Here is a 20,894-nt window from a genome sequence, read left to right on the forward strand (position 1 = left end):
TCGGCAGGCGATACCGGCCGAAGGTACCCGAGGTCTGTGGCCGGCTCTGGGCGCGTCAGAACGCGAGGGAGATCGAGCTTGAACCAGGTGCCGACGCCTGGTTCACTCCCGACAGCGATGGCGCCGCCCATCATCTCGACCAGGCGCTTTGTGATCGCGAGGCCCAACCCCGAGCCCTCGTGCCGCCGCGACATCCCCGCCGACTCCTGCTCGAACTCTTCGAACAGCCGCTCCATAAATGCCGGGCTGATGCCGATACCGGTGTCGTGGACCGTGATCTGCACACGCTCCTTCTCGGCCGCGAGGTCGAGGCGCACCTCGCCGCGCTGGGTGAACTTGATGGCGTTCGAGACCAGGTTGATGACCGCGCGCTCCAAGCCGCTCGGATCGAGCACGACGGGGCAGGGGGCAGGCGTGGACGATTCGAACCGGATCGCGAGGCCCTTCTCGGTCGCCTGCTGGGAGAAGAACGCCACGATGGAGTGCAGGCGGGTATGCAGGTCGAACGGCTCCGGCTGGAGCGGGTCGCGGCCGGCCTCTAGGCGGGCAAATTCAAGGACGGAGTTGAGGGTGTTGAGCAGCCGCTCGCCTCCCTGGCTGATGAGGTGGATGTATTCCCTCAGGTCCGCGTCGCCTCGGTCGGCGAGCGCCTCGGACACGACCTCTGCGAACCCGATGATGGCTGTCAGCGGCGTGCGAAGCTCGTGGCTCATGTTGGCCAGCAGGCTGCTCTTGAGGCGGCTTGCGGCCTCAGCGTCGTCGCGGGCCTCGGTGAGCATCGTCTCGTGCTGGCGGCGCTGTGTAGCATCGCGGAAGATGCCCTGGACCAGCACGACGCCGTCCACCTCTTGGACGGTGCTCGTGACATCGACGGGGATCTCGCGTCCGTCGCGGTGGAGGACCCACACCTCACCCTGGCTGTAGACCTCCTTCTCGGCGACGGTACGACGGAGGCCGTCCGCATAGGCTTCCCGGTGAGCGGCGGGATGAACCGCCGTGTGATGCAAGGTCAGGATCGTATCGATCGGGTAGCCGAGGAGGCGCGACGCCGCCTCGTTGGCGTCGATCACCATCCCCGTGCGGCCGTCGACGACCAGGATGGCGTCGCTGGCGGACCGCATGAGCATCCGGAGGCGTGTCTCGCGCGCGCTGAGTTGCTGCTCGATCTCGTTGCGGAGGCGGACCTGCTGTGCGAGCAAGTCCGCGACTCCGAGCAAGGTCTCGGCTTGCGTGTCCTGGTCGGGCGATGCCCCCGGGCAGAATCCCAAGGCCTGCACCGTCTCCTTCAGGGTGGCCACCGCGCGCGCGTGCTCGTCGGCGCGGGTCTTGAGTGCTGTGTTGGCGTTGACGAGTTCGTCGGAGGAGAGGGCCACCGAGCGCTGTAGCAGGGCGCGGTCCTCGTCGTGCTGGATGTAGGTTGCCTCGATGGCCGCAATCAGCGCCTCCATGTCTGGCGGCGGGGGGCTGCTGAGATGCGTGCGAATCTGGCGGGCGAGAAGGCGGTGCATGGGGCTCCGGAACGGTAGGCAGGGCACTCAGCCCTGCTCTGCAAACGTCGTGATCGTCATGGTCTGGTTGTGGAGCGCGCAGGCCCCGCCGGTGCGGCTCGGGGCGAGTTCTCCGTAGGAATAGAAGCCCGCCAGCGCCACGTTGTCCCCGAGGAGGGCACGCACGCCCTCCGTCTCGTCTTCGATGCGCTGGCCGAGCACGATGCGGCGACCAACGCACGAAATGCAGAGGGCGAAGTCAGCTTCATTCGGAGTCCTTCTGGTCTCTTCCGCCGCGTCGACCGCACCGTCAACCAGGTTCTCGTAGGAGGCGCGCATGAGGCGGACGTTGACGCCCTCGGGGATGCTGCCCGCGAACGTCATCGTGCCGGCGGCGTCGTTGATGTGGAGAATCGTGCGTACGACGGGCTCGGCGTCCCCGTCGGTGAGTTCGAGCGGGAAGCGGAGCGCGGCGCCCGGCAGCGCTCCGGCGAAGGGGCCGAGGTAGCGGCGGTAGAGTTCGAGCGCCGAGGTCCCGTCCAATTCGAAGAGGTTCGTTCCTTCAGCGCGAGTGACGCGGCGCGACGGCCCGAAGGGTGCCCAGCCCCCCGCCGAGCCGCAGCCTACGTGCAGTGCGGTGCCGTAGAAGCCCAGCGCCGCGACCACGCCGGAAGCTGGACACGCGTTGAGGCCCACGAGCGTCTCCTCGAACCGGTCCCCGTCTCCAGCCAAGCCACCGGAGAGGGTGGTGCGAGCGGGGAGCGCATGGTTGAACCCAGCCACGAGGCGGGTCGCATTGACGACCTGTCCGTCAGACAGGACGAGTACGTGGACCAGCGGCGCGTCGGTGGTTGCGTGGGCGGCCAATCGTTCAGCGAGGGCGCGTCCTGCGTTGTAGGCATCGCCTGCCTCTGTGAGGGTGACCTGGACGGCCTGCACCGGCGTAGCGGAGAACCGGACGGCGGTCACCGAGACGCGTGGGTCGCTCACGTGCGTCCCCAGAATGTTGCCCGCCGTGGAGCACAGCGCAACGTGGGCCTGTGGATAGCGCCCGCTCAGCAGGTCGTAGAGGGCACGGTCGATCCGCTCGCGCGTGCCGAAGGCCAACACCAGGTGCGCGTCGGCCCCCACGCCGTCGTCGCGGTGCGAGAGCCAGTCGCCGGTTACTGTGTAGTGAGCTTGGTCGAGGTCCATGCGGACGCTAAAGGAAACAGGGTGCAGCAGCGAAGCCTTAGGCCCGTTACCAAGAAGTGTTCCCGGTAGCGTCGTTCCTGACGCCTACATGCTGCAGGCAACAGAAAGAGATCGGCTATGATGCCGACCTTCGGGTCGGTGCGTGTCTCAGCTATCGTAAACCGACCTTGAGCGACACGTCTAGCGCCCTGACGGAATGAGTAAGGGCTCCACTTGAGATATGTGTCACGCCCGTCGCAGCGATCTGGGCAACCGAGTCGAGCGTAACATTCCCCGAGGCTTCGGTGTGGGTGCTTCCGGCCATGCGCTGCACGGCCTTGGCGAGACGCGTTGTGTCAAACGACCCGTCGTCGTGCCGCACAACGAGGTTGTCGAGCAAGGCCCGGTCCACGCGTAGCCCACCGTCGATGAGGGCGACGAGCGCGTCTACCTCATCGAGTGTGCGTACTTCCACTTCGACCTCTAGGTCGAGGGCCTGCGCGTGCAGGTAGGCGTGCGCCGCGCGCAGCGCCTCCGCCAAACCGCCAGCGGCCTCGATGTGGTTGTCCTTGATGAGCACCATGTCGTAGAGACCGACGCGGTGGTTAGTGCCGCCGCCCAGCCGAACCGCTTCTTTGTCCAGCAGGCGTAGGCCCGGCGCCGTCTTGCGCGTGTCGAGGATCTCGACCGTCGGGTTGGTCGTCCGCGCGGCGTCTACCATCTGCCGGGTGGCTGTGGCGATGCCGCTCATGCGCTGCATCAGGTTCAGCGCGAGCCGCTCCGCTGTCAGGATCGACCGTGCCGCGCCCGTCACCTCGCCTGCCCGGGTGCCTGCCACAACGCGGTCGCCGTCGTGCGCCGCCCATGCCACCGCGAGCGCCGGGTCCACCGCGTCGAACACGCGCTCGGCGACGCGGCAGCCCGCCAGCACGCCGTCGTCTTTGACGAGGAACGTGGCCGTGGCCTGCCGGTCGGCGGGGATGGTGGCGAGCGTGGTTACGTCGCCCGAGGCCACGTCCTCAGCGAGGGCACGCGCGATCAGGCTGTCGAGATCGATGGAAGCGGTGAAGGACATGGAGGATTTTGGGTTTTGGAGTCGACTATTTAAATGTTCCATGCTTGCTTGGTTTGAGGTGCCCAGTCACGCAACGGTCAATTGTCCATTGTCAACCGGGCAAACGCGTCGCGGATCATCGGCGGGGCTGTGATGGGGCGATTGCGCTGCGGGTCGACGAAGCAGAGCGTGACGCGGCCGGTCACGAGCGGCGCCTCCTCTATGGTGCCGTTGGCAAGTTCGCGGCGGACGGTGTAGTCGATGGGTACGCGCACGCCGGGCGGCTCTGGGAAGGCCGTCTCAATGGCGAGGAGGTCGTCGTAGCGCCCGGGGCGGTGGTAGCGTAGCTGCACGTCGACGACAGGCATGATGACGCCGGTTGCTTCGAGGCGTCGGTAGGGCACGCCCCACGACCGCAGCGCCTCGGTGCGCGCCGCCTCGAAGTAGTCGAGGTAGTGCGCGTGGTAGACGACGCCCATCGGGTCACACTCCCGGTAGCGGACGCGGTGGTGATAGAGATAAACCATATGGGATTCTGGATTGACGATTCTAGATTTGAGGGCTAAGTATTTTTGTGATCTGACATGTGATATTTAAAATCAAAAACGTACATCAAAAATCTAAAACCCGTAGATCGCCTGGAGGAAGACGAGGTCGTTGGCGTCGTAGGTGGCAAAGGAGAGGCGCTGGGCGCTGCGGAGGCCAGCTAGCGCGGTGGCGTCGTCGGGTTGCGGGCCGCCGAAGACCTGGCCGCCGAGGCGCAGCGTGAGTGCGTCGCGCAGGGCATAGTCAAGCTGGGGGTTGAGCCAGTAGCTGCCCGTCGTCTCGACGGTGGCGAAGAGGCGCAGCGTGAGCAGGTCGCGGCGGAAGCGGCCCACCCAGATTGCAGTCGCGGCGCCCTCCCAGGCCCCCACGGCCAGGCGCTCGTCGTGGTCGAAGACGTGGCGGACGAGGCCCTGAAGCCGCGCCGTCTGGCTGCCGAACGCGCGCTCTGCCACGAGCGTGGCCTGCATCCCCGAGCGCTCCGTCAGAAAGCCTTGCCCAATGGACGCCTGCAATGTCCCGTCTTGGAGGCCCTGCACCAGCGCCGCCGAGTCCGCCGGAAGCGCCTCGTCGACGAGCGCGCCGAACTCGAACGCGACCTCGCCGCGCAGCACGACGGGGTCGGCGAGCGTCGTCTCGAAGGTCAGCCCGGCCAGCGCGCGGCGCTCGTAGGCAGGCGTGGCCGTGAACGCGAGGTCGAAGGGCGTGCTGCTGAAGAGACGCGCGAGGTCGAACGTGAGCTGCTTGCGGAACGTTGGCAAGCGGTTTGCCGCATAGAGGCCGATGAGTGCCACATCGGTGCGGGGAAGCCCCTGCCACGTCAGCCGTGCCGCGACCTCGCTGTTGCTGAGCGTGGGGGCGGGGCGGTCAGCCTCGCCGATCGCCACAGGGATGCCCAGCACCGACTCGGGGAGTGGATACCACGGCGAGCCAGGCGCTGGCAGCACGCTCGCCGGCGTCCGCGGAATCCACACCGCGTCCAGGGTGGCATCGCCGACGTAGGCCGTTGCGCGGGCGGCCACCACGCCCAATCGCACGTCCTCGATGTCCTGCGCGAGGAATTCCGAGAGGTCGAGCGGCATCAGCACGTCCGTCACGAACGCGCCGTCGGCCTGGCCCCAGATGAGTTCCTGCCGCCCGAGCCGGAGGTCAACGGCGTCGAAGAACACGTCGAGGTAGGCGCGGCGCAAGTCCACGCGCACGGCGTCGGTGAGTACGTCGTAGGTCCACTCGCTCTCGACGTACAACTCGCCGCGGTCGTAGCTGGCTGTGAGGCCGACGCGGGCGCGGCTACGGAGGGCGAGGTAGTCGGCATCGCCCCCTACGCGGGTCGCCGAGTACAGCTCGACGCGTCCCTCCGGGCGCAGGTCGGCAAGCTGCGCGCGCGCCGGGAGCACGCTCAGGAGAAGGAGGGCGACGAGCAACGTGCGACCCATCACCTAGCTCGCCTGCTGGGCAAGGCGGCGGAGAAAGAGCCCGAAGCCGCCAAAGAGCACCGCGAGCGCCAGCGCGGGGAGGTTCTGGCGCCCGTCGCTATAGTCGAGCAGCGCGATGCCGAGCGAGCACACAGCGGCGACCAGGTTGCACCAGACGGCGAGGCGGAGCAGGCGGCGGTCAGACATGGGGGGCGAAGTGAGAAGGCAGAAGTGAGAAGTGAACACCGGGCAGGCGCTGGAGCGAGGAGCTACACATCGCACGGAACGCATACGCGCGGCCACTCCATTCTCACGTCGAGAGCCGAAAACTACGGGACGGCAACGTGGCCACAACTGCGGCCATGCTCTGTGATGCTGATCCGTTGTCGTAGCTGGTCGTAAGGCGTGTGCCTGGCGCACCGGCCGGAGATCAACACGCAATACGCAACACGTACCCATTCCCAACGGACACCTTCCGGTTCCTGGAGTCGCCCCTGGCGCCTCGTTAAGCTGTACCGTTCCGCAGGCGATACCCACACGGAACCCTGCCTCGCCATGCTGCTCCGTTCGCTTTCCTTCGCCGCCGTCCTCGCGTTGGCTGTCGCGCCCGTCGCCGACGTGGCGTGGGCGCAGTACGAGTGCCCCGCGACGTGCATGCTGCCGGCGTGCCACTGCGCAAGCACCGCGCCGCCGGGGGGCCTCGCGCCGGCCGAGACGCCGCAGTTCGTCCTGCTCACCTTCGACGACTGCGTGCTGCCGTCCACCGAGGCGCGCCTCCGGCCCATCGTCGACGGCCTCACGAATCCCGACGGCCGGGACCTGCTGCGCACCTACTTCGTCAGCCGCACCAACTGCCCCACGTCGAACACCGACAGCACGGACGCCGCGCTCGTGCGCGAGCTCTACCTCGCTGGGCACGAGATCGCCAACCACACCGAGCGCCACGACACCGACGAGACGCTCTCCGACGACGATTGGACCGCAGCCATCGAGGCGCAGCAACGCTTTCTCATCGACGAGGCCGGTCTCCCGTCGAGCGCCATGACCGGCTTCCGGGCGCCGTTTCTGCGCACCAACCCGGCGCTCTTCCGCACCGTGGACGGGCTAGGCTTCCGCTACGAGGCGTCGCTCCTGGAACACCCCTACGCTGCCATCGCACCGTTCGGCGAGCCGCCCGTCTCCACCGACCCCGCCGCCTACGTCTGGCCGCACACGCTCGACTATGGCGCGGGCGTGGCCTGCGGCTTCTTCCTCGCCAACGACTGCCCCGACGAGCCGCTGCCGGGGCTCTGGACCATTCCCGCCTGGATGTTCGCCGACCCCGCCGGGCTCGCCGCCGACTCGGCCGTCTACTACGGCGCGTTCGACATCGGCACCCCGCTCGGCGGCGTCTACCCGATCAGTGGCGACCGCCTCCGCGACCTCTACGCCGCCAACTTCCGCACGCGGTACGACGGCAACCGCGCGCCGTTCAACGTCTACCTCCACGCCTCGACCATCACCGACGCCGCGCGCCAGGACGAAGTGCGCCGCGTCCTCGAAGCTACCCTCGCGCAGCCCGACGTGTGGGCGATCACGATGGACGGCCTCATCGCGTGGATGCAGGACCCCGTGCCCGCGAGCGAGATGACCGCGTGGTTCGCCGACTACTGCAGCACGCGCCCCTGCCCTGAGGCGACCGTGCTGCCAGGCGACCCGTCGCTGGCGAGCGTCTACCCCAACCCGACCGCAGGCGACGCCACGCTGGTGCTCCAGCACGAGCAGGGCGCGCGCGTCACCGTCGAGGTCTACGACGTGCTCGGGCGCCAACTCTACGCATCGGATCGGGTCGTGCAGCCCGGCACCGAGGAATACGCTGTGCCGCTCGCAGGTCGTGCTGCGGGCACCTACCTCGTCCGTCTCCGCACCCGCGATGGCGTCCTCACGACGCTCCTCGTCGCGAAGCAGTAGGACTCGCCTGCTGGGACGAACCGTGCGCTGCGAATCCGGTCGCCGCTGGCCACGCGCGGTAGGCCTGGGGCGTTGGAGGGCGAGCCTGTGCAGGGTCAGTTCTTGTCGGCCAGCCGACGGTACTCGAACCCGACGGGCTTGATGTGCTCGTTGAAGTAGGCCCCTTTGGATCCAGCGTTTAGGAGCGCGTCGAAGAGCGCGGGCGGCACGTCGTAGTAGGCGTAGGCGCTGCCGTCGTCGAAGGTGACTTCGAGCGTGCCTGTGGTGTCGTCATAGCCCACGGCGTCCAGCGCGGACGAGTCGACGGGGAGGCGCTCGGTCATATACCCAGCGTCGATGGCGAGACGGGGGGCGAGCGGGCCCTGGGGCAGGGAGGCGGTAAACGGAGAGGTCCAGACGACGGTCCCCGCGCGGCGCGCGAGCTGCTTGAGCGCGGCCTTGCCCTCGTCTCCGAGCAGCCGCAGCCCGTCGAAGAGGAGGCGGAGGCCCTCGGTGAAAACGGGGAGGTCGTCGCAGTGGGCGGCTTGCAGCAGGTATCGCGCGGCCTCGTCTGGGGTCTGTTGGCTGTGGATGAGTTGCCACGCCCAGAGGACGCTGCCATCGGCGAGGCCGGGCCAGCCATCGGCCAGGTTGCGCGTCCAGGTGCGCATGAGGTCGAAGCGGCGAAGCCGGAGCAGGAGGTAGGCGCCCATCGTGGCCGCGCTGGGGTCGCGGCGCTTGTCGAAGAGCATCTGCTCGGCCCGCTCCACCCAGCCCGTCATGGTCTCCGCCGCATGCAGGTCACCTCGCACGAGGTAGGCGCCCAGGGTGTCGGCCACATCGTGCCGTGTCGCCGCGCGGAGGCGCAGGGTTGCCTTGGCGTCCGTCCCGTGGAGGCTGACGGCGAGGTGGGTGAGCGAGCCGGGGAGGCGGACGCGGAGCGTGGTGGGTGGGTCCGTGCCCCGGGTGACGGTGAGGTCGCAGGCGTCGGCGTTGCCGTGGTACGTGAAGAGCATCCCTTCGCCGCCGGGGCTGCGCTCGGCCTGCTCCAGCGTGCCCTCCGGGGTGAGTGCGACGTGGAGATCCGTGTCGCTGGAGGGCGCCTCGGTCGTCAAGCGGAAGGGGGACGCTGACGACTCAAGGGCGCGCCACGTGCCTATCTCCTGAGGATGCGCCGATCGGGGTAGGCTTTCCGCTACATCGGTCAGTGAGCGCGGAGGAGGCGAGGCGAGGGCGGCACGGCTGATGTAGAGGTCGTGTTGCGCGGGGTCGTGGAGCGTCGCCGTCTCGCCCGAGGGCATGCGTACCTGCACGAGGGCATCGGTCGAGGGCGCCTCGACCTCGCGCGTCTCGCCGGGGCCGAGCCACACCTGCGCTACGGTGCGGTAGTCGGGCGTGAGGACCGACACCGACGCGGGTGGCATGTCGTTGGCGAAGGTCAGGCGTAGCTTCTCGCTCATGGCCATGGGGGCTCAGAAGGTGATGTGCGTGGTGGGTGGCGAGAGCTCGGTCTGGTCCTCCTTGACCTGCCCGTCGGCCAGGCGAGCGCGGATGGTCCAGGGGCCGCGGGGCAGGAGGTGGGTCCAGGGGCGCGGCTCGCCCGCAGGCGACTCGTGGAGCACCCCGTCCCGTTCCCAGGCGAAGGCCGCGGCCTGACTCGCCGCCAGCGAGGCGCACGTCACCGAGGTGCGCACGAGGATCGAGGCAGGGTAGTGGAAGACGGCGCGTGCGCCATCGGGGTGGGGCGCAGGACGCAGAGGCCGGCGATGGATCCGGCCCAGGTCCTCCATGATCATGCTGAGCGGCCGACCGAGCGAGTAGTTGTCGTGGAGAGGCCGCCCTTTGGGGGCGTGGGCGTCTACCCCGTCGAGGGTCTCCAGCAGGGCCTGGGCGAAAAACGTGATGTCGTCGTCCGGACCGTAGGCCGTCTGCCCGAGGCTGGCCGCGCGATAGGTCCCCGCCGACGTGACGGTGTCGTAGGTCCTCGCGCCCGAGAGCAGGCTGTCACCGTCAACGTCGAGCGATTCCGCGAGGTCGAGGTGGAGTTCGTTGCAGGCGTCAATGAAGAAGAGCTGCGTGTCGGCCGCGTTGGCACGCATGCCGGTGCGCAGCCCCTCAAAGTGGATGCAGTTGTCCCAGAGCGTGCGTTTGTGGGTTCCGAAGTCGGCAGGGAGCAGCAGTTGCTTGTACCCCGCGGCATTGACCCCGTGTCCTGCGAAGTAGAAGAAGCTCGTGTTCTCTTTGGCCGTGCCGCACCGCGTATCCCAGCGCAACGCGGCGGCCTTGATCGCGGCCATGGTGGCCTTCTCGGCGGCGACCATCGTGCCGTCGGGGCGTGCCACGTCACCCGCGTCGGAGAGCAGCAGCTCGACCGAGCCAAGCGGGCACTCGGGGTTCGTGTAGCTCTCCACGAGCCACTGCGCGATGCGGATCGCCGAGAGGCGGCTGGTGGTGAGTTGGCTCAGGTCGGTGAGGATCGGGGCCAGCGTACCAGTGCCGTCCTCAAGATGGTCGTAGGTGCCGACGCCGATCACGAGCGCGTGCAGTCGCCCAGGAGGCGACGCGGCGTCGCCAGCAGGGTTAGCAGCAAGCCCGTCGTCGGCGGACCAGTAGAGGCTCATGGCAGCAGGCGTTTAGGCGAGTTCGTCGATGCGAGCACGCAGGCGCGTGTAGAAGCGGTTTTGCTTGAAGTAGGCCCCGTGCGCCTTGATCACGTAGGTGCCGGTGTCGTAGCGCGCGTCTATGTCCACTCCGTCGAACACCCGCTCGGCTGCGTAGGCGAAGACATCGACCTCGTCGTAGATGTTGATCCAGCGCCGGATGTTGTCTGGGCGCGGCGCCTTGTCGGGGTGCCTGATGCGTTTGTCGCTGGAGCGGAAGCGCTTCATCTCCTCGAAGTGCGCGACCTGCGAGCCGACCGAGACGAAGAGGTCCACCTGCAGATCCGGGCGGAAGTGGCTCAGGAGATCAAAGGTGACAACGCCGCCGAGGCTGTGGCCCACAACGATGAGGGGCTCGTCGGCAGGGCTTGCCGCGCGGGCCTCGGCGAAGGTCGCGAGGATGCGCTTCGGGATCGCGCCGGGGTGCTGCGCATCGCCGCGCTCGTGCAGGTAGACGAAGACATCGCCGAAGAAGCGCCCAAGCGTGGCGTTGAGCGAGGTCCGTGAGGCCGCAAGCAGCTTCGTGGAGAGAAGGTCCCCGGCGTTGTCCGTCAGCCGCTCGGCGAGCTTGAGCACCGCCGCCTTCAGCCGAGACGACCCGCGCCGGATCTTCCTGAAGAGGCCGCCGAGGCCCCCCATCGACTGGATGCCGTCGCTGGTGCCGAGCTCGCGCTGGAGCTTGCTCAGAAACTGGCTGTCCGTCTCCAGAGCGGCTACCCAGTCGGGGGCGGGGTGGGCATCGGCATAGGTGGAGGCCTCAAGCACGAACGCCGCCGTGGCGGCCTCGTCGCCTTCCTCGGTGCGCTCAAGCGCCAGGAAGACCAGCAGGTCGACGGCCGCACCAAAGTCTTCCTTCGCCAACTGCACGAGCGGCTCGTCCCCAATCGGTCCATCGAGCGCATCGCGGATGTGGGCCGCGAGCGGTTCTAGCGTGAGGTCGCCGGCCGACCCGAGCGCCTGCATCTCGCCCTGCGGAAGCGAGGCCATGTTCCAGGCAAACGTGGTCGCGAGGTCGCCCCAGTAGGGGAACCACACCGATGGCTCGGTGGGCAGGGCGTTTCCGTCGATGACGGCACCCGCCAGGTGCTTGTGGAAAAACGCCTCCGTGGTGAGTGTGCCAGCCTTGTAGGCGGCGCTTTCACGGACGTTGACGCCGTGGACGAAGACAATGGGCATGGCAGGCACGGACAAGGTTGGATGAGTAAAGCGCTTTGACAAAAGTACATAACGTGTCGCCGGAAGATCAAAGGGCGCTGGGCAGCCACGGCCCCGCATGAACGGCGCGCGGACAGGGAGACCGGATCGTGTGAAGACGGCTCACGCGCCTATCCCAGCGCTCGCGATTGCGTACGTGCAAGCGTCGGTTGTCCTACCAGATTCCGCTGTCTCATCAGTTTGCCCAGTGCCATGCACGCGCTCCTCGCCCGGTATCCCGCACTCGACCGATTCGACCGGCGCCTCTCCGCCCTGCTGGGCCACGTCGGCATCGCGGCGCTGCGCATCGCCGCCGCGCTCGTGTTTATCTGGTTCGGCGGGCTCAAGCTGGTCGAGGGCCTCAGCCCTGCCGAGGACCTCGTCAAAGCGACCGTCTATTGGGTCAACCCCGACGTCTTCTTCCCCATCCTCGGCGTGTGGGAGGTGCTGATCGGCGTCGGGCTGCTGTGGCGGCCGTTGGTGCGCGGCGCGCTGTTCCTGCTCGCGCTTCAGATGCCGGGCACGTTCCTGCCGCTCGTACTGCTGCCCGAGGTCTGCTTCACCGCGTTCCCGTTCGGCCTCACGATGGAGGGGCAGTACATCGTCAAGAACCTGGTCATCATCGCGGCGGCGCTCGTCGTGGGCAGCACCGTGCGGGCCCGGAGCACGCCTGAGCAGCGGCTCTGAGCGAGCGTGCTGCGGTCCCTGCGCGATGGCGGGCGCTACTCGATGATGTCGAGGAGCGTCACGACGAATGTCAGCGTCGAGTTGGCCGGGATGAGGACGTTGTTCTGGCTGTCCAGCACGGGGTTGGCGCCATAGCCTTGCTCGGGGGGCACGACGATGGTCTTCGTCTCGCCGACTTCCATGCCGACCACGCCGTCGCGGAAGCCGGGAATGGTGCGTGCCAACTCGAACGCGGCGCTGTTGCTCTGGTCGAAGACGGTGCCGTCCTCCAGGCTCCCCACATAGGACACGACGACGAAGCTGTTCGCGGCTGCGATCGTGATCTCCACATCGTCGGACTCGCTGGAGTCGCAGGCGGGAAGCGTGAGCAGGAGGAGGGGCAGGACGAGTAGGAGGCGGCGCATGGCAGACAGTGCTGAGTGGTGGTGCAGCCGAAAGATCGCGCCGACGGCCGGGCTCGTCTAGGGAGAATGGGTGCACCGGATCGTTTGCCAACTCGTTTCGTTCACAACCGGCTATCCATGATCCACGCGCCTGCTGTCATGTCCGACACGCTCACCACCATCCTGATCACCGTCAACGGCGAGGCGCGCACGGTGCCCGCTGGCCTGACCGTCGCGGACCTGCTCGACCACCTAGGCGTGGGCGCGGAGGCGCGCGGCGTGGCCGTGGCGCTGGGCGATGCGATCGTGCGCCGCAGCCTGTGGGCCGAGACGCCGGTCGAGGGCGGCGCTCGCGTCGAGGTCATCACCGCCACCGCCGGAGGCTGACGATGCAAGCACCCCAGAACCCGCACGGGGGAGACGCCCTCGTGGTCGGCAGCACGACGCTCACCTCGCGGGTCCTCGTCGGCACGAGCCGCTACCCGAGCCTCCAGACGGTGCTCGATGCCCTCGACGCCTCCGGCACCGAACTCGCCACCGTCTCGATCCGGCGCGTCGATCTCGGCAGCACCGACGGCGAGAGCCTGCTCGGCCACCTGCGCCAGCGCGGCCTCGCCCTGCTGCCCAACACCGCCGGGTGCTACACCGCGCGCGAGGCCGTCCTCACCGCCCAACTCGCCCGCGAGGCGCTGGAGACGAACCGCGTCAAGCTCGAGGTCATCGGCGACGACGAGACGCTCTACCCGGACGCCGTGCAGACGCTCCGCGCCGCCGAGACGCTCGTGGGCGACGGCTTCGAGGTGTGGGCCTACTGCGGCGACGACCCGATCACTGCGCGCAAGCTGGCCGACCTCGGCTGCGCCGCCGTGATGCCGCTCGCGGCCCCGATCGGCAGCGGGATGGGCGTCGTCAACCCGTACGCGCTGCGCATCATCCGCGAGGTCCTCCCCGACACGCCGCTGATCGTGGACGCGGGCCTCGGCACCGCCTCCGACGCGGCCCGCGCGATGGAACTCGGCTACGATGGTATCCTGCTCAACACCGCCATCGCCCAGGCGCAGCACCCCGTGCAGATGGCGCACGCCTTTCGCCTTGCCACCGAGGCCGGACGGCTCGCCTACCGGGCCGGGCGCATCCCGCGCCGCCTCTACGCGCAGGCGTCGAGCCCCGAAGACGGGCGCATCGCGGTGGACACGGCGTGGTAGTGAAGCACGAGCGTGAAGCCGCAGGGCGACAGAAGGGCAAGCCCGGCGCCAACCTCCCACGTCTGGCGCTGATCGCCGACCGATTCACGGAGCCCTCCTACGCCCACGCGGCGGTCGAGGCGGTGCGCGGCGGTGTCCGTTGGGTCCATCTGCGCGATCATGCGGCCTCTCCGAGCGCGTTCGCATCCGCGGCGCGGCAACTCACGGAGCGCCTGCGCGCGGTCTGGCCCGATGTGCGCCTCAGCGTGAACACCCGTGTCGATGTCGCGCATGCGCTAGACCTCGATGTGCACATAGGGACGCGCGGGCCGGCGGTGGTAGACGCGCGCGCCATGCTACCGGACGCCACGGTCGGCTACTCCGCGCACAGTCTCGACGAGGCCCAGCAGGCGCAGGCCGACGGGGCCGCCTACGTCTTCTTCAGTCCGATCTTCCCCACGGCCAGCAAGCCCGGCCATCCGGGCGCAGGGCTCGACGCGCTCCGTACCGTCTGCGAGGCGGTCGCCGTGCCCGTCGTCGCGCTCGGAGGCGTCACGCCCGCCACCGTGCCCGCCTGCCTCGACGCCGGGGCGCACGGCGTCGTGGTCCTGTCGGGCATCCTGCACGCCGCCGACCCGGCCGCGGCAGCCCACGCCTACGCCTCCCTCGTCGCCTGACCTCACCCCACACGCCCGTGTCTGTCCCCCACGCCTCGACGCACCCCGTCGCCCTCACCATCGCCGGCAGCGACTCCGGCGGCGGCGCGGGCCTCCAGGCCGACCTCAAGGCGATGCACGCGCACGGCGCTTTCGGCATGAGCGTCGTCACGGCCATCACCGCGCAAAACTCGCAGGCCGTCACCGCCGCGCTCGACCTCCCGGCCGACCTCGTCCAGGCACAGATCGACGCCGTGGCGGGCGACTTCCAGGTCCACGCCGTCAAGACCGGGATGCTCTCCTCCCGCGTGCTCATCGACGCCGTGGCGGATGGGATCGAGCGGCATGGGTTGGGGCCAGTCGTGGTCGATCCGGTGATGATCTCGAAGAGCGGGTTTGCGCTGCTGAAGCCGGACGCCGTCGAGGCCGTCAAGGCGCGGATGCTGCCCTTGGCGCGGCTCGCCACGCCCAACGTCCACGAAGCCGAGGCACTCACGGGACAGACGATCCGCACGCTCGACGAGGCCCAGGCGGCCGCGGCTGCCATCCACGCGATGGGGGCCCGGGCCGTGCTCGTGAAAGGCGGCCACCTCGACGGGGAGGCAGACGCCGTGGATGTGCTGTACGACGGGACTACGTTCGCCTTTTTCCGGAGCCCGCGCATCGACACGCCGAACACGCACGGCACGGGCTGCACCTATGCGAGCGCTATTGCCGCAGGCCTGGCGCGAGGGTTTGATCTCGCGACGGCGGTGGGGCGCGCGAAGGCCTACCTCACCCAGGCGATCCGCCAGGCGCTGCCTCTGGGCCACGGCCATGGCCCTGTGCATCACTTCTGGCACCTCGATCCGGAGCGAGCCATCCAGGCCGCCTAGCTGCTCTGCCGAGTCTTCACTTGGGGAGCCTGACCGCCGCGTTCTATATTTGTCGTCCTGTGTCGCACGCATCGCCGTGCGCCGCGACGTGCCCGTAGCTCAGCTGGATAGAGCGTCTGACTACGGATCAGAAGGTCGGGGGTTCGAATCCTCCCGGGCACGCCTTAGAGGACGCCGCCTCCTATCCAGGGGGGCGGCGTCTCGCATTTCGGCCCTTCCGGCTCGGCGGTTCCCCAACGCCCGCTTACGGTGCCCTGAGTACGCGGTCCTCGGCAACCAACACCGCGAACTGGACGGTGCGCCCGCAGGTTGGGCACCTCGCCGCGGCACAGGCCTCTACGTAGGCTTGGTCGAAGCCGTCGAGGGCGAGGTTGACCGACGGACGCCACCCGTCCTCCTACAGCTTTCCGCATGCGGGGTACTCGACGGTGACGGGTCCGGCAGGGCTCGACATAGGACGGCGGGCGGCTGGGACGCATCGGCTTCGGCAACGGTTGGTGTTGCTTTTCCGACGGGGTCAAGGACGCGCCAACGATCCAGGAAGTCTGCGAGATGGACCGCGCCCGCCTCGGCCTGCCGCTCCAGTAGCACCTCGACCCGCGCTTCCTCCCTGGCGTACGCCTCTGCGTCGAAGTGCCCCGCAAAAAAGGCCGCCCGGAGCCACAGCAAGTACATCGTCACGGCATCGGTCTCGTTGCACATCCTGATGGACTCGTAGTCACCCGCCAGCCAGGTGTCGGCAACGCGGCCGCCGTCGAGGTTGGCCTTCGCTGGTAGGCCCGAGAGCAGGGCTAGCGCCTTGAGCGAGGGGCAGGCGGCCCCGCGCCCGCCAAGAACCGCCATGAGGTCGAGGTGCCACTCGGAGCGTCCCCAGAAGTAATCGGGGCCGTCCCACGGACGCGCTGGGCAAGCGCAGAGGCCCGGGGCGGGCACGCCGAGCACGACTCCGCGTTGCACGAGAATAGGAAGGTCGGATCCGCGTGAGTTGAACCCGACCAACTGCGGCTGCCGCTTTGCAAGCCCTCCGAAGAAGGCACGGAGCACGTCGGCCTCCGTGCGTGTCGTCCCCGCTGTCATCGAGCGGAGACAGAGCGCAACCTGCCCGTGCTGCTGCTCACGCCGCTCTACCACGGCGACGGAGACCAGGCGGCTCGCGTACGTCTTGAGGAAGGGGCGTGGATCGGCTTCCGTCGCTCCAGCATCGGCCCACAGGGCAGCGAACACGTCGCACTCTGGGCAATCGGGAGGAAGACCGAGCAAGCGGCGGCCAGCCTCGGCGTCGGGCACCCACTCACAGTCGAAGGCCCAGACGACAGGTTGGACGGTGCGGAACATGGCCATGCTGGCGGTCGGTGCAGGGGCTGAAGGGCGAGCAAGATGGCACGACGATCGTGGGGATACGGCCACGCCTGGCCGCTCGCGCTGGGACCCGAACCGGCACGCACATGTCCTACGCCCCCGTTCGATGCCTCTGAGGTGCGATTGAGGCTCGATCGTCATGCAAGCCGCCACGCTGCTCCTCATCCCTTTCGATGCCTCTGAGGTGCGATTGAGGCTCGACGAGTGCCCGTACACCTGCTGCACCATCTTCATCTTTCGATGCCTCTGAGGTGCGATTGAGGCCCGCTACGCAAGCGTCAACAGCCTTGACAGCTGCCCCCTTTCGATGCCTCTGAGGTGCGATTGAGGCCACCCAGAGGATGCGCTTCCCGCAGGCCTGGCAGACTTTCGATGCCTCTGAGGTGCGATTGAGGCCTCCGGCCTGCCCTGCGCCAAGCACGCCGTCGTAAATCTTTCGATGCCTCTGAGGTGCGATTGAGGCGGGATCACGCTCACGGACTTGGACCGGGCGAACCTGCTTTCGATGCCTCTGAGGTGCGATTGAGGCTTCGCGGCGTTGACCTGCGCCGTCTCGCCTGCGGGCACTTTCGATGCCTCTGAGGTGCGATTGAGGCCCCTGCGTGACGTTGAACACGATAGGCGCGGGGTCAACTTTCGATGCCTCTGAGGTGCGATTGAGGCCTGACGTGTCTGCCCGAAAACACCGAAGAGTGGATGGACTTTCGATGCCTCTGAGGTGCGATTGAGGCCTTCGTACCCGCGCTCGATCACGTCCACACAGACGACCTTTCGATGCCTCTGAGGTGCGATTGAGGCACAGCCTCGGCAACCCGATCACGCAGTTTCAGCGCGCTTTCGATGCCTCTGAGGTGCGATTGAGGCTTGCGCGTGAGGCGGTAGGCGGGCGCACCGCGCTCCTCTTTCGATGCCTCTGAGGTGCGATTGAGGCACGAAGAGCGGGCGCGCTTGCGATAAGGGATGACGCCTTTCGATGCCTCTGAGGTGCGATTGAGGCCTGGGGCTCCCTGCTGTCGCTGTGGACGGACGCCCTCCTTTCGATGCCTCTGAGGTGCGATTGAGGCGCGTCCGCCGCGCCGGTGTGGTCGGCGTCCGTGATACTTTCGATGCCTCTGAGGTGCGATTGAGGCTCGGGTCCACGAAGGGCGCGAACTCGGCTACGTCTGCTTTCGATGCCTCTGAGGTGCGATTGAGGCCCGGCGGCGGCGGGACGTTCGACCTGCGGGCGTCGTCTTTCGATGCCTCTGAGGTGCGATTGAGGCCCTCGCCGTGCGTCCGAGGCAGGATGCACAGTGGCAGCTTTCGATGCCTCTGAGGTGCGATTGAGGCGAGCCGGGGTCGATGGAGAGAACTAGGCTGTTCATGCTTTCGATGCCTCTGAGGTGCGATTGAGGCCGGGCTGCCAGCCGTACACCTCGAAGCACGCAAAGCTTTCGATGCCTCTGAGGTGCGATTGAGGCAAGCCGCGAAAGCAGGCGGCATCCCTGGCGTGCCTACTTTCGATGCCTCTGAGGTGCGATTGAGGCTGGCGGCGGACTCCTTGCCCGCCGCGCCGGGGTCCTGCTTTCGATGCCTCTGAGGTGCGATTGAGGCCGCGGCGATGACCGGGGCGAGGTCGTTGAGTCGCTCCTTTCGATGCCTCTGAGGTGCGATTGAGGCCGTGCCGAGTGCGCTACGGATCGTGTCCCGGTACGCCTTTCGATGCCTCTGAGGTGCGATTGAGGCGATACGAGCGCATCGCTGACCACTTGCCCGACTGGCACTTTCGATGCCTCTGAGGTGCGATTGAGGCTGGGTTTCGAGCGCGATGCCAAGCAGACGGCGGCCTGCTTTCGATGCCTCTGAGGTGCGATTGAGGCTGCCGCGCCTCGCTGGCGGCGAGCGCGTGCATGGATGCTTTCGATGCCTCTGAGGTGCGATTGAGGCTTGACTGGCTAGGCCCGGCCTTCCGCGCCATGAAACTTTCGATGCCTCTGAGGTGCGATTGAGGCCCACGGCAGTCAAGACGCGGCGGTGCGCTTGCGCTACTTTCGATGCCTCTGAGGTGCGATTGAGGCCCGGCCCCGCTCCGCACTGACCAGCCTGAAAACATCCTTTCGATGCCTCTGAGGTGCGATTGAGGCTCCGCATCGTGAACCGCTACCTCGGCATCTTCGACATCTTTCGATGCCTCTGAGGTGCGATTGAGGCTTTTCTCCGCCGTAGCCAAGGTCCCCGTCCGTGATACCTTTCGATGTCTCTGAGGTGCGATTGAGGCAGCGCCACGCCGTCGCCAGCACCACCTGTACGACGCGCTTTCGATGCCTCTGAGGTGCGATTGAGGCGCCCCGTCACGATCTGGCGCGTGCCACACGACGACTACTTTCGATGCCTCTGAGGTGCGATTGAGGCTCGCTTCGTGCCACGGAGGAAGAGAATCCTCGTCGACTTTCGATGCCTCTGAGGTGCGATTGAGGCTAGTGGCACCGTGAAGTCCCACAGGAACGTCGTGAACTTTCGATGCCTCTGAGGTGCGATTGAGGCGGGGCGTGACGCATCGGATGTGGCTCCCCGTCATGGACTTTCGATGCCTCTGAGGTGCGATTGAGGCTCTACAACTTCGCCAAGGCTGCGGGCGACAACGCCTCTTTCGATGCCTCTGAGGTGCGATTGAGGCCGCCTTCGGCGGCGATGCTGTCGAAGATGATGATGTTCTTTCGATGCCTCTGAGGTGCGATTGAGGCGAGCGCGCCCTCGGCGATGGCCGCCGTGATGGCGTTCTTTCGATGCCTCTGAGGTGCGATTGAGGCTGGCAAACGCATCGCGGGCGATGGTGCCGGACCCCACTTTCGATGCCTCTGAGGTGCGATTGAGGCCACGCGCCAAGGCAGCAGCGGCCGTGGCGTCCGCACTTTCGATGCCTCTGAGGTGCGATTGAGGCGATGCTGGTGCACCTCGGTAGCGTGCCGGGCATCGTCTTTCGATGCCTCTGAGGTGCGATTGAGGCTTCCAGGCACGCTTCGCAGCGCCCCTTCCTCGCTTCTTCTTTCGATGCCTCTGAGGTGCGATTGAGGCGTCGCGCCTATACGCGCGGCGACCGAGTTCGATTTCCTTTCGATGCCTCTGAGGTGCGATTGAGGCCCTGCTTGGCTGCACTGAGTCCAGCGGCTATGACTACTTTCGATGCCTCTGAGGTGCGATTGAGGCAACGTCGCCAGGGATGGGAGCCGCTTCGGGCGTGTACTTTCGATGCCTCTGAGGTGCGATTGAGGCCTGAGGCGGCTGGGGCCGACGCCGAGCGTGCCACGCCTTTCGATGCCTCTGAGGTGCGATTGAGGCCGGTGTAGCCGCCCGCTACGGCGTCGAGGGCACGGGCTTTCGATGCCTCTGAGGTGCGATTGAGGCTGAACGTCTTCCCGCGAAACTGCCCATTGCCGGTGTCCTTTCGATGCCTCTGAGGTGCGATTGAGGCTGCCCCGCTTCCACGTGCCGCGCTCTGAGTCCTACGACTTTCGATGCCTCTGAGGTGCGATTGAGGCTCAGCGCTCCGCTGTGACCTCGTTTCTCACGAGCATCTTTCGATGCCTCTGAGGTGCGATTGAGGCCAAGCTCTCCGTGCGTGATGCCGAGGCGTTGACACTGCTTTCGATGCCTCTGAGGTGCGATTGAGGCCGCCGAGAGGACCCCGCCCCGCAAGCGGGCTGCCCCCTTTCGATGCCTCTGAGGTGCGATTGAGGCCATCCTTGCGCGCCTCGCTGGCACCCGGAAAAAGACTTTCGATGCCTCTGAGGTGCGATTGAGGCCGTACGCCACGAAGGCGCTTTTCAACGCGGCACTTTCCTTTCGATGCCTCTGAGGTGCGATTGAGGCCCGCCCGACGTGCCGCACCGCCAAGCCATGATGGACGGCTTTCGATGCCTCTGAGGTGCGATTGAGGCTTGGCGGGCTTCCCGTCGGCGAACTCACGACCATCGCCTTTCGATGCCTCTGAGGTGCGATTGAGGCTGATGCCGAGGCGTTGACACTCGGCTCTCAGGGCGGCTTTCGATGCCTCTGAGGTGCGATTGAGGCCACGCACCGATAGCTAATCGGAGAGCGTGGGGACGCCTTTCGATGCCTCTGAGGTGCGATTGAGGCAGGTCCGATTCAAGCAGCGCGTACGGCGCAAACATCTTTCGATGCCTCTGAGGTGCGATTGAGGCGCTTGCTCCGCTCCAGGCACAGTTTGCCGAGATGCAGCTTTCGATGCCTCTGAGGTGCGATTGAGGCAAGTCGTCTATATCCAACCCGGCACTCGTGGAAAAACTTTCGATGCC

17 protein-coding genes, 1 tRNA gene and 1 CRISPR repeat array are annotated in these 20,894 nt (G+C 67.2%); of the genes, 7 read left to right on the top strand and 11 right to left on the bottom strand.

Features of this window, described 5'->3' with window-relative positions:
• The 6 genes from AAFU51_12490 to AAFU51_12515 form a co-directional block, all read right to left on the bottom strand.
• Positions 1-1,508: PAS domain-containing sensor histidine kinase (locus AAFU51_12490; protein MEO1572078.1), on the bottom strand; the 1,508-nt coding region annotated here is incomplete at its 3' end.
• 27 nt (positions 1,509-1,535) lie between these two features.
• Positions 1,536-2,681: an FIST N-terminal domain-containing protein gene (locus tag AAFU51_12495; GenBank protein MEO1572079.1), complete on the bottom strand. Its 1,146-nt coding sequence runs from the start codon at positions 2,679-2,681 to the stop codon at positions 1,536-1,538.
• 151 nt (positions 2,682-2,832) lie between these two features.
• On the bottom strand, positions 2,833-3,735 hold the full coding sequence (gene nadC / locus AAFU51_12500; GenBank protein ID MEO1572080.1) for a carboxylating nicotinate-nucleotide diphosphorylase: 903 nt from the start codon (positions 3,733-3,735) through the stop codon (positions 2,833-2,835).
• A gap of 77 nt (positions 3,736-3,812) precedes the next feature.
• Complete coding sequence (locus AAFU51_12505; protein MEO1572081.1) at positions 3,813-4,241, bottom strand: thioesterase family protein; 429 nt, start codon at positions 4,239-4,241, stop codon at positions 3,813-3,815.
• Between the two features lie 93 nt (positions 4,242-4,334).
• Entirely contained in the window at positions 4,335-5,693 is a 1,359-nt protein-coding gene (locus AAFU51_12510; GenBank protein MEO1572082.1) for a DUF1302 family protein, read from the bottom strand.
• A 3-nt stretch (positions 5,694-5,696) separates the two neighbouring features.
• Positions 5,697-5,879 carry a hypothetical protein gene (locus AAFU51_12515; protein MEO1572083.1) on the bottom strand — a complete coding sequence of 61 codons (183 nt, stop codon included), beginning with the start codon at positions 5,877-5,879 and terminating at the stop codon, positions 5,697-5,699.
• A 348-nt stretch (positions 5,880-6,227) separates the two neighbouring features.
• Here AAFU51_12515 and AAFU51_12520 point away from each other — a divergent pair, with 348 nt between their 5' ends.
• Positions 6,228-7,622, top strand: a complete 1,395-nt coding sequence (locus AAFU51_12520) for a T9SS type A sorting domain-containing protein (GenBank protein MEO1572084.1) — start codon at positions 6,228-6,230, stop codon at positions 7,620-7,622.
• 95 nt (positions 7,623-7,717) lie between these two features.
• Here the strand turns inward: AAFU51_12520 and AAFU51_12525 are convergent, their stop codons facing one another.
• From AAFU51_12525 to AAFU51_12535, 3 genes are read right to left on the bottom strand one after another with little or no spacing between them, the layout of a single operon-like run.
• Positions 7,718-9,061 carry a KTSC domain-containing protein gene (locus tag AAFU51_12525; protein MEO1572085.1) on the bottom strand — a complete coding sequence of 448 codons (1,344 nt, stop codon included), beginning with the start codon at positions 9,059-9,061 and terminating at the stop codon, positions 7,718-7,720.
• Positions 9,062-9,073: 12 nt separating this feature from the next.
• Complete coding sequence (locus AAFU51_12530) at positions 9,074-10,222, bottom strand: caspase family protein (protein ID MEO1572086.1); 1,149 nt, start codon at positions 10,220-10,222, stop codon at positions 9,074-9,076.
• 12 nt (positions 10,223-10,234) lie between these two features.
• Entirely contained in the window at positions 10,235-11,437 is a 1,203-nt protein-coding gene (locus AAFU51_12535) for a hypothetical protein (GenBank protein ID MEO1572087.1), read from the bottom strand.
• 231 nt (positions 11,438-11,668) lie between these two features.
• Here AAFU51_12535 and AAFU51_12540 point away from each other — a divergent pair, with 231 nt between their 5' ends.
• Positions 11,669-12,142 (top strand): hypothetical protein, encoded by a 474-nt coding sequence (locus AAFU51_12540; GenBank protein MEO1572088.1) that lies wholly within the window; start codon positions 11,669-11,671, stop codon positions 12,140-12,142.
• A 35-nt stretch (positions 12,143-12,177) separates the two neighbouring features.
• Here the strand turns inward: AAFU51_12540 and AAFU51_12545 are convergent, their stop codons facing one another.
• Positions 12,178-12,546 carry an FKBP-type peptidyl-prolyl cis-trans isomerase gene (locus tag AAFU51_12545; GenBank protein ID MEO1572089.1) on the bottom strand — a complete coding sequence of 123 codons (369 nt, stop codon included), beginning with the start codon at positions 12,544-12,546 and terminating at the stop codon, positions 12,178-12,180.
• A gap of 138 nt (positions 12,547-12,684) precedes the next feature.
• Here AAFU51_12545 and thiS point away from each other — a divergent pair, with 138 nt between their 5' ends.
• From thiS to AAFU51_12570, 5 genes are all read left to right on the top strand, one after another.
• Positions 12,685-12,912 (top strand): sulfur carrier protein ThiS, encoded by a 228-nt coding sequence (gene thiS, locus AAFU51_12550; protein ID MEO1572090.1) that lies wholly within the window; start codon positions 12,685-12,687, stop codon positions 12,910-12,912.
• Between the two features lie 2 nt (positions 12,913-12,914).
• Entirely contained in the window at positions 12,915-13,730 is an 816-nt protein-coding gene (locus AAFU51_12555; GenBank protein MEO1572091.1) for a thiazole synthase, read from the top strand.
• Entirely contained in the window at positions 13,724-14,386 is a 663-nt protein-coding gene (locus AAFU51_12560; protein ID MEO1572092.1) for a thiamine phosphate synthase, read from the top strand. Before AAFU51_12555 ends, AAFU51_12560 begins: the two co-directional genes overlap by 7 nt.
• Positions 14,387-14,403: 17 nt before the next feature.
• The gene (gene thiD, locus AAFU51_12565; GenBank protein MEO1572093.1) at positions 14,404-15,240 is read left to right on the top strand and encodes a bifunctional hydroxymethylpyrimidine kinase/phosphomethylpyrimidine kinase; all 837 of its coding nucleotides are present in this window, start codon (positions 14,404-14,406) and stop codon (positions 15,238-15,240) included.
• An 88-nt stretch (positions 15,241-15,328) separates the two neighbouring features.
• Positions 15,329-15,402: transfer RNA gene (locus AAFU51_12570), tRNA-Arg, on the top strand.
• Positions 15,403-15,576: 174 nt separating this feature from the next.
• On the opposite strand, the gene AAFU51_12575 is transcribed toward AAFU51_12570, so the two are convergent.
• On the bottom strand, positions 15,577-16,575 hold the full coding sequence (locus AAFU51_12575; protein ID MEO1572094.1) for a hypothetical protein: 999 nt from the start codon (positions 16,573-16,575) through the stop codon (positions 15,577-15,579).
• 124 nt (positions 16,576-16,699) lie between these two features.
• Positions 16,700-20,847: a CRISPR direct-repeat array (repeat unit 30 nt; unit sequence CTTTCGATGCCTCTGAGGTGCGATTGAGGC).
• Positions 20,848-20,894 lie beyond the last annotated feature (47 nt).

The organism is Bacteroidota bacterium (assembly GCA_039821555.1).
In the GTDB taxonomy this organism is placed as follows: Bacteria; Bacteroidota; Rhodothermia; order Rhodothermales; family Rubricoccaceae; genus JBCBEX01.